The sequence below is a fragment of the Chromobacterium piscinae genome (assembly GCF_021129175.1).
GTDB classification, from domain to species: Bacteria; Pseudomonadota; Gammaproteobacteria; order Burkholderiales; family Chromobacteriaceae; genus Chromobacterium; species Chromobacterium piscinae.
The window spans coordinates 1-1,270 of record NZ_JAJOHV010000185.1; the positions used below are offsets into that span (position 1 = coordinate 1).

General features: G+C 56.7%; 1 protein-coding gene. It reads right to left on the minus strand.

The window, feature by feature from the left end:
* Positions 1-873: 873 nt before the first annotated feature.
* A partial coding sequence (locus tag LQR33_RS24115) for an ABC transporter substrate-binding protein (protein ID WP_231470765.1) occupies positions 874-1,270 on the minus strand: 397 nt, incomplete at its 5' end.

Genomic DNA, 1,270 nt, shown 5'->3' on the forward strand with positions numbered 1-1,270 from the left:
AGGATTTATGCAACAGCGCCCACCTCAATCAATGTGGTCCATGTGTGGATCACCTCATACTTTCAACCCCGAATTCAAACTGGAAGCCACCCTCCTCGTCATTGAGCAAGACCACTCTGTTCGCTAGGTCTGCCAGACCATCAGTGTCGGCGAAACCGTTTGCGCCGCGAGGATGCGCAACTGCATCAGTCGTTCGGCGTTTATCCAGATGCGCCAGATCAAATCTGGTGCGGCAACATCACGTGCATCTGGACGGGATCATTAGCATGATCTTGCCGTAGCGCTGGATTTTTCTCTGATTGGATAGTGGACTAGGAGAGGCCGGATGCAAACTTGGTCATCCGCGGGCTTAAGCATACCGATGAACAGCGTGGCAGCCTGCGCCGGATGCTGTTTTCATTACTCTGAGGGCCGCTAATATCGCGGCGTGAAATTCCATTAGCGGCTTTGGCGTTACCAGACGGCAAAGCATGACCCTCTGGAAAATTGTTGGGACAACGCCTCGATAGAGGGGTTGTCCCGTAGTTAGGAAGAGAAAGGATGCCGGGGACCGCTTACTGCCGCTAACGAATCCGCAGCAGGGAACCAGCGACTATGTGATGAACTAGCACAATAGACGGCGGCTCCATTGCCACAAGAACAGTTTGCCGCCGGGGGGCTGAGAGACTCAACTCAAAAACTATCCGGAATTGGTTGATCACACTACATTTATTAGGCCACTAAATCTAAGACCGCCGCTTAACAGCGATACATCCCCATGCTGCTACCTCGAAACAGACAAGCAAGTAAAAAAGAAACCGGCCTCTGTATGAAGAGAGCCGGCCCAAGGGCAGAGGAGTACGCAGGGGAAAGTATCGTTTTAAGCCATCACGCTCAGCGGACCACTGTCTCCACCGTCCAGGCGTTGTTCTTCACCGTGGACAGCGTCACCGGCGCTTTCAACAGGTTGCCGTTGGGCGCGAAGGCGAAGTCTGCCGTCACACCGCTGTAGCGGATGGAGGCCAGCTTGGGCAGGTATTTGGCCGGTTCCACCGAGCCCGCCTGCTTCATGGCCGCGGCCACCAGCATCACGCCGTCGTAGAACTGTGGCCCCAGCAGCACCACGTCCTGATGGAAGCGCTCCTTGTAGCGGCGCTCGAATGCCTTACCCGCCGGGCGGGCGCTCAGCACGCCGCCGGCCACCGCCGAGTAATGGCCGGCTGCGTCCACGCCGGCCAACTGGATGAAAGTGGGGGTGTTGAGCATGTCACCGCCCATCAGCTTGGCCTTG